Origin of the sequence: Qipengyuania proteolytica, from assembly GCF_019711565.1 — a bacterium.
In the GTDB taxonomy this organism is placed as follows: domain Bacteria; phylum Pseudomonadota; class Alphaproteobacteria; order Sphingomonadales; family Sphingomonadaceae; genus Qipengyuania; species Qipengyuania proteolytica.
Map to the genome: position 1 here is coordinate 200478 of NZ_JAIGNN010000003.1, position 7046 is coordinate 207523.

A 7046-nucleotide genomic window follows, 5' to 3' on the forward strand; every position below is an offset into this window, starting at 1 on the left:
GCATTCTAAGCCACTCGGAACGCGTCGCGCAGGCAAAGTTCGCGCGCAAGTTCGCGTGCGTATTCCTCGATCGGTCGAAGGTCGCGCCCCCTGTCCAGCATCGCATCCAGATCTACGATCCTTGCATTTGCCTCATCGCTGTGGCCTCCGCTTCCGTGCATGACCGAATAGAGAAAATGCAGTTTCTCCCACAGCCTCGGTCGTTCCAGCAGCGCGCTGTCGGCGAACAGGAAACTGGCATGCTGCTGGCGCGAAAGCAGGTCCGTGACTGGTGCCGCAGATTCGAAATCGATCGCCTTTAGCAGCCCATCGGGCGTTTCGATGAAATTCGCCAGTTTCGCATCGCCGACGATGAAGCCCGCCGCATGGAATTCGTCGAGCAATTCCAGTGCCCTGGAAATGTGCTCGGTCTGCAGCGAACCCTCGATCTGTCGTCCCAGAAGCGTAACGCCCTCGAGGCGCTCCATCACCAGGGCGGCAGCGCCGGCAAACTCGGCATAGTCGACAAGCGTCGGCATGTGCGGAGCCAGTCCAAGGTCTTTCACGGCGAGGTAGAACCAGTGCTCATGCGCGACGAGGTCCATGCCGTCACGCCCGTCGGGCAGAAGGTTGCCATGCCGGCGCCCGATCTTGACGATCACTTCGCGAAACACGGGCGAGGCTATGTCCAGCGCTGCATATACCCCGCCTTTGCCCGCCTGGCCGAGCACCTCGAACACGGGATAGGACAGGAGGAAGCGATTCATCGCATGGTCGGCTTCTTCGACCTCGAGCGCATCGGCGAAAGGCAATGCCGGAAGCGCCGATAGATCCTGTCGCCTGGAGCGTTCGTCGGGAATGGTTCGGTCGTGCAGCACCACCTCCAATCCTGAGAACGCCCCGTAGCGAAAGGAGAGCGGATATCCGCCGCCGATCGGATGGGCGAAGGGCGGCCTCAGGTTGGAACCGCGGAAATCCTCCAGCGCGAGCTTCAGATCCCGCACCAGCTCCTGTGCGTTCACCTCGGTATCGAGATAAACCACGATGGATTTGCCGATTTGCGAATAGCCGCACAGTCCCGCGTTCAGCCGGCGTAACACATTCATGTCTGATGCAAATTTGAACGGGGCGCCATGGACGTCCAAAACGCTACGCCCCGCTTGGAGCGCCGCTGCGAAATCCCTTGCCGAGGCGGAGATATACAGCTTCCAGCCCTGCGTCACACTCGGCATACGGCCTACGAAGGTCCACTCGGCGTCGGCCGCTGGCTCAGCTTGGGTGGACGTGTCACCCGCCATGACTGATGGTTCGTTCAACGTACGTAAGGCTCTGCCAGATTGAGTGGGGGAAGTTCGCGACCGGCGTGCACCATCGCCGGTCGCGATCATTGGAACAAGCTCAGTAAGCCGGGCTCGCGAAGATGAAGACGGTCGTGACCGTGATCGACCAAGCAGCCTTGATCCGCTCGTCCTCTCCGTCGGGCAGAGCGGTGAGAAGATCTTCGTTGTCGGTAATGAATTCGACAAGAACTTCCGCGCGTTCTTCGTCAGTCGAAAGACCTTTCAGCCGCTCGCGCAGTGCCTGGTACTGCGAGGGATCGGATTTGATTTCCTTGATGCGCTGCAGCATCCGCGCCTGGGCAACGTTCTGGTCGATCGGATCAGGCTCATTGATTTGCTTCAAGGCAACGACGTTGGACATTGTGTTTCCTTTCGTAACGCGCCGCGGAATCTGCGACATCGTTACAGTAAGGCAAGACAGAAATGAGTCAATCCAATACGCTATTAAGCCTTAGGACTTCCGTTATACCAATCTCGAACTTGAATGGATCTTTGCGACCAAGTTCCAATGCTTTTTCGTCTATGGCTTCTATGATTTTTCCTTTGCCGAGTAAAATCCCCGTGTCGCAGGAAGCCAGGCTGATCATGTCATGCAAAGCGGTTATAAGAGTTACGCCTTGGATCACGCTCTCCCTCAGCGCGCTGCGCAAATCGGTTGCCGCCACCGGGTCCAGCCAATTGAAGGGCTCGTCCAGAATGATGGTACTACTGGCGCCGACGAATGCGGCGGCGACAGCGATCCGTTGACGCATGCCCGCAGAGCAGGTGGCGATCCGGCGGGAGAGCAGTCGCTCGATTTGCAACGCATCCCAGACTGGGCCTGCGCGCGGGCGCCACCGCTCCTCCCCCGGCTCGATGAGGCGGAACAACTGCTGCGCCGTGAGGGGTCCAGGTAAATTCTCTGCCGGAACCATGAAGCCGAACGCGTCGGCGCGCGCCTTTCTGTCGCCCGCAAGATCGACCCCATGGACGAGACAGCTGCCGACTGTGCATTCCAGCCGACCGGCAAGTGCCCGGAGCAAGCTCGTCTTGCCGGACCCATTTGCTCCGATTACGCCGAACCAGCGGGCTTGCGGGACATCCAGCGACACCGATTGGACGGCCATGGTCCGGCCGCGGCGTACGCTCATGTCGCGAAGCTCGATGGCATTCATGAAGCTATGAGCCAGAGTCTTTTGCGCGCCAGGCGCGAAAGCCAGTAGGCAAGAACCGGTGCAATGATCGCAAATGCCAGCGGCTGGACAAGTGCAACGGAGACCAGCACGAAGAGGCAGGCAGCGAGCGCGAACTGCACGCGACTACCACCCAACGCCCGGGCCAGCAGGATTTCAAGCATCTTGTAGGCGGCCAGAGCCACGCCCACCGAAACGATCGAAGCTCCCACGCGCCAGTCGAACGAAGCGAGCGATGCCCCGGCAAACCCGACGGTGGCCGCAGCCAGATACCCCAGCCGTCCTGCTAAACTATCGCGCAGGGGCCGACCGACCATACCCTCGTATTCGATCACCGGATAGGAAATGGGCACGAAGAACAGGCCCCAAGCCAGTACCGAGACGACGCTGACAATCCCGGCAGTGGTCGGTGACATCACGGCTGAAACGGTTGCGATGGCGATGGCAACGGCGAGCATGGCCGCTCGCCTCACGCGGTCGGATCCACGGGCCTCGACTATCTGCGCAAGCCGGTCCTGCCCGTAGGTGTCCAGCCACGACAGTACTTGGCGCAGGCCGCGCGCGATGGCGAAGGCCACGAACAAGGCGATCCACCACGATGCCATGGACAGCACCACCGCGGGACCATCGGGCGCGAAGAAAGCGATCGAGAATGCGATGCTCGCCGCTAGCTGGAACAGGCCGACATAGGCAGCCGCAGGCCGGCGACACAACGCCGCATTTGCCACAACGGATTGGGTGCGGAAGAACTCCAGCCGTCGCAGCAGGACGACCAACAGCAATGTCGCAGGAATGCCCGGTAAGACGGAGATCGCAATCGAACGATAAGCAACCGGGAGACCAGCCAGACCATGCCTGAGGGCCGCAATGACGACAAAGAGCAGGAACACGGCGCTCAGCGCGTCAAGCGCCCTTGCGGTCAGGCTACGGATCAAGCCACGCACAACCAGCAGATCGTGCGCGACCAGGGGATTGCGCAGGAAGGGTGGGGCTGCGCCTGTTTCCTGAGCGTTCACTGGGCGGGAACCAGTTCCGGGTCCGAGAGCGTGTGCTGTTCGGCGCTCCTCGATGACAGGCGCCGTGTCGCGAGCGACTGAAGCGTGTCCGAGACATTCAGGACCGTACCGTCAGCTTCCCATCCCGCGATCTTCGCTTCCACGGCAGCGACACCGCCGAACGATGCTACAGCCTGCGGAAAGGCCTGGGCGAAAAGCTGCACAGCGCGGACGCTAGGCTTCAGTTCATCGAGAAAACCCAGCAACGCGGCCTCATGGGATGGCAGTCGCGTGACGATTTCCTGTTCGCTCGCGCGAGTATCCCGCAGGACCGCGCTGCCGTCCTCAAGGTACTCGATCTCGAACAGGGACGACCGGGCCTCGGCCGCCTTCCACTTCGCCACGGCGTCCGCGACCGCCTTTCGCGCTGCATCCAGTCCTTCGTCTCCCGGCTCGATCAAATCGTATTCGAAGCGATAGACGATCTCCGACAGCAGCTCTTCGGCTACCGGAAACACCGACCGATAGCGGTGGTGCGGCCCCTTCAGCGTTATCCCGTGCTCTCGCGGCTCCTCGTGAAACGGGCTGAACCGGTGCACCTCGAACGGCGCGATACCGCTTGGGGGGTCCAGGTGGTGCAGGTACTTCATCATCACCGCCATGTCCGCATAGTCCTGCGCGGTTTCCTGCGGGAAATTGGAGATGATATTCCAGCTAACCGTAACCCCTTGCTCGCGCGACAGGCGAAGGCACTGGATGTTGCGGGCGGCGGAAACACCCTTCTTCATCAGCTTGAGTACGTGATCGCTCAGGCTTTCGATACCTGGCTGGATCCAGTTGATTCCGGCCGCCGCCAGATCCTGCACTTCTGCCCGCTGCATGTTGGACTTGACCTCGTAGAAGATGGTCCAGTCCTTTCCCGCCTCTCGGACGGCCGGGAGGAAATCACCAAGGAACGATCGCGGCATGATGAGGTCGACTGAGAAGAAATTCGTCCGGCCGTACGTCTTCTCGTAGTGCGCAAGCTCGCCGAAGATTTGCGAGGTATCGCGTTTGCGGAACTTGATGATCTCGTTGAGGCCACAGAACGTGCATTGGGACTTTTCGCCATACCAGCACCCGCGGCTGCTTTCGAAGGGTATCCAGCTGGGCAGCCGGCCAAGGTTCGGAAGCTTTCCGACCCGAGCGAAATAGGCCGAGAAGTCGAGCGGCTCGCGGGCATGGGTGAAGACATGCATCGCGGTCGAGCTGCCGGTTCGCACTACGCCTTCGGCATCGCGCCAGCTGACACCCCCGACCGTCTCCAGCGAGGCATCGTCACGCAAGGCTTGCACGAGCAGCGGAAGGGTCGCTTCGGCTTCGCCATGAACGGCAATCTCGAATTCGGGGCAGACCCGCAGCAGCGCCTTGCCCATATCCCCGGCACAACCCGCTCCGCCGACGATGACGGTCAGGTCGGGGTAGCGACGTTTGAGGCGCCGGGCGAACGCCATGCTGGTGCCCAGCTGCTGGGCGGTCAGCGTCAGGCAGACCAGGTCGAAGCGGGACCAGTCGGTTTCCTCCACGCAATTATCGAGGAACTGGTCTACCAGCGGCGTACCGAACCGCAGGATATGCTTCTCGATCTCCGGCTCGTTGAAGGCCAGCGGCGGAATGTCTTCGGGCCGTTGCTCGCGCAGTTCGTCGAAATAGAACTGGCTGAACAGGCGCTCGCCCACGTAGGTACCGGTGTTGGCGATCTTGCCGTAGAGATCGACGCCGAAGGTATCCGCGAAGTCGGCATAGAATTCGAAGACCTCGCTTTCGACCCCACAGCTGCCCAGGATGTCCTTCAGGATGGCGAGCTGGATCGAGGGCATGTGCGCCCAGAACCAAGGCATGCCGACCAGCGCCGCCCGCATTGGGCGCGCTTCGGGGACGGGCTGGTGGACAGTCATTTTCGTCTCCGGTTCTAAGCGTCAGGCGCGCGGGAGATATGCTGGTTGACCGCCTGCAGTCCGGCAATGCAGGTGCGCAGCCGCGCCTTGCGCAGCAGCGCCGTGTTGCTGCGCGTCAGCAGCATCACCAGTTCGCGCGTATCGTCATCTTCCTGCGCGAGGGCCGACGACGGCTCGACCTCCGCCCTCGCCTCGTCGAGAGATGCCTGTGCCATCGCGTCGATGGTATCGAGCATCTCGGCGTGCCTGAGTATCTCTTCCATGGCCTGTCCCGCGATTGTCAGAGGTAGAAGCCGGCGAGGGCCAAGCGCATGTTCTCGCCGGCGAGCGGCGATACCGTGTTGATCGCGTGCAGCACCTTGGGGCGCATCACGACCAGCCGGTTGGGCTTCGGCGCGATGAAGGTGCCGATGCCGCCGGCAACATGCGAAGGCGGATAGAGACCGGTCCCCTGAGAAAATGCGAGGTCGATCGTATTCTCGCCGGGCTCGTGCAAACGCTCGTCGTTGAGGATCATGAGTTCGCCGCCCCAGTTTCCCCGCCATTCCTTGTGCAGGTAATAGGAGAAAGCGCCGCGATATTCGGCCCCTTCGCCGATGTCCTCGTGCCACGGAAGTGCCCAGCCTGCGCGGTAGAGATAGGCCGCCAGGACATATTTCAGCGACTCCTTGTCGATCCCCAGGAAATCGGTGATCACATCGCGATGGCGTTCGACGGACGCAAAGAAGAGGTCATACGACGTGCCGGTCGGATAGGCCGGACCGGGCTTGCCGGTTTCGCCATAGGACTTCGGGCCGGTCAACAGCGACATCCCCGACAGGGGGTGCCAGACCTTGTTCCATTCGAAGGAATTTTCGTAGAAGAAAGTGTCACGCATGACGTGGCGGTGCAACTCATCCCGTTCCTGCGGGACGACGACATCGTCGATAACCAGATAACCGAAGTCATCATTTGTGCGAATCGCAACGCTTTTATCTTCAATGATTTGCGTCATTATTGCGACCCCTTCATCGATTATGGTTACAGCAGCAAGCGATTCATCGGATTTTCGTACCGATTTAATAGGTACAAACAGATCGAATGTTTGCAACCCCAAAAATCTCGATTCCACAATGGATGAAATGCAGGTTTCGCCTGTTATATGAATTCGATTATTTACACCAAACCTATAGTTATATCTACAGATTACTATTAGCATTATTTTAAGGTTACTTCCTTCTTCGTACATTCCAATTTCTTCTTTAAAACCGCCGCCGGACCACAAAACTCCCGTCATCAGATGATATCTCAGCGTCTAACGATCCGATTTTGGCTCTTCGGGCAGAGCCAAATCGAACACGAGATGCAGATTTGGGAAGTCTGAATGGGGCATTGAGAGCGGTCCTGCTCACGCTGACCCATGGAATCCGGAATTTACCCTGACGCCGAGATGAGAAGCGCGCGTCGGCGCGACTTAGGTACCGCTCGCCACTACCAACCCTGCTGAAGTCGAGAAGAGTTCACGATCGCCTGCTCTCGACAAGGCATCGATGTTCAAATGATGGTGCCAGAAGAGGCACCGAACCCTGACGCTCTTGTTTATGCCGCATTGGCCATCTTCACCTTGATGCGGTGGACGGTCCC

At 59.9% G+C, this 7046-nt stretch carries 7 protein-coding genes; all 7 read right to left on the minus strand.

The window, feature by feature from the left end:
* Nucleotides 1-5 precede the first annotated feature (5 nt).
* The 7 genes from K3172_RS15135 to K3172_RS15165 all read right to left on the minus strand — a co-directional run bounded on the left by K3172_RS15135 (nucleotide 6) and on the right by K3172_RS15165 (nucleotide 6513).
* Nucleotides 6-1277, minus strand: coding sequence for a class III lanthionine synthetase LanKC N-terminal domain-containing protein (locus K3172_RS15135; RefSeq protein WP_221591495.1), 1272 nt, complete (start codon nucleotides 1275-1277; stop codon nucleotides 6-8).
* Nucleotides 1278-1377: 100 nt separating this feature from the next.
* A complete protein-coding gene (locus K3172_RS15140) occupies nucleotides 1378-1719 on the minus strand; it encodes a hypothetical protein (RefSeq protein WP_221591497.1) in 342 nt (113 codons plus the stop codon).
* Nucleotides 1720-1747: 28 nt separating this feature from the next.
* Nucleotides 1748-2473 (minus strand): ATP-binding cassette domain-containing protein, encoded by a 726-nt coding sequence (locus K3172_RS15145; protein WP_221591499.1) that lies wholly within the window; start codon nucleotides 2471-2473, stop codon nucleotides 1748-1750.
* Nucleotides 2470-3507, minus strand: a complete 1038-nt coding sequence (locus K3172_RS15150) for a hypothetical protein (RefSeq protein WP_221591501.1) — start codon at nucleotides 3505-3507, stop codon at nucleotides 2470-2472. The genes K3172_RS15145 and K3172_RS15150 overlap by 4 nt, the downstream gene beginning before the upstream one ends.
* Complete coding sequence (locus tag K3172_RS15155) at nucleotides 3504-5423, minus strand: RiPP maturation radical SAM C-methyltransferase (protein ID WP_221591503.1); 1920 nt, start codon at nucleotides 5421-5423, stop codon at nucleotides 3504-3506. Before K3172_RS15155 ends, K3172_RS15150 begins: the two co-directional genes overlap by 4 nt.
* 14 nt (nucleotides 5424-5437) lie before the next feature.
* A complete protein-coding gene (locus K3172_RS15160) occupies nucleotides 5438-5686 on the minus strand; it encodes a hypothetical protein (RefSeq protein ID WP_221591505.1) in 249 nt (82 codons plus the stop codon).
* Nucleotides 5687-5703: 17 nt separating this feature from the next.
* Nucleotides 5704-6513, minus strand: a complete 810-nt coding sequence (locus tag K3172_RS15165; protein ID WP_221591506.1) for a 2OG-Fe(II) oxygenase — start codon at nucleotides 6511-6513, stop codon at nucleotides 5704-5706.
* Nucleotides 6514-7046 lie beyond the last annotated feature (533 nt).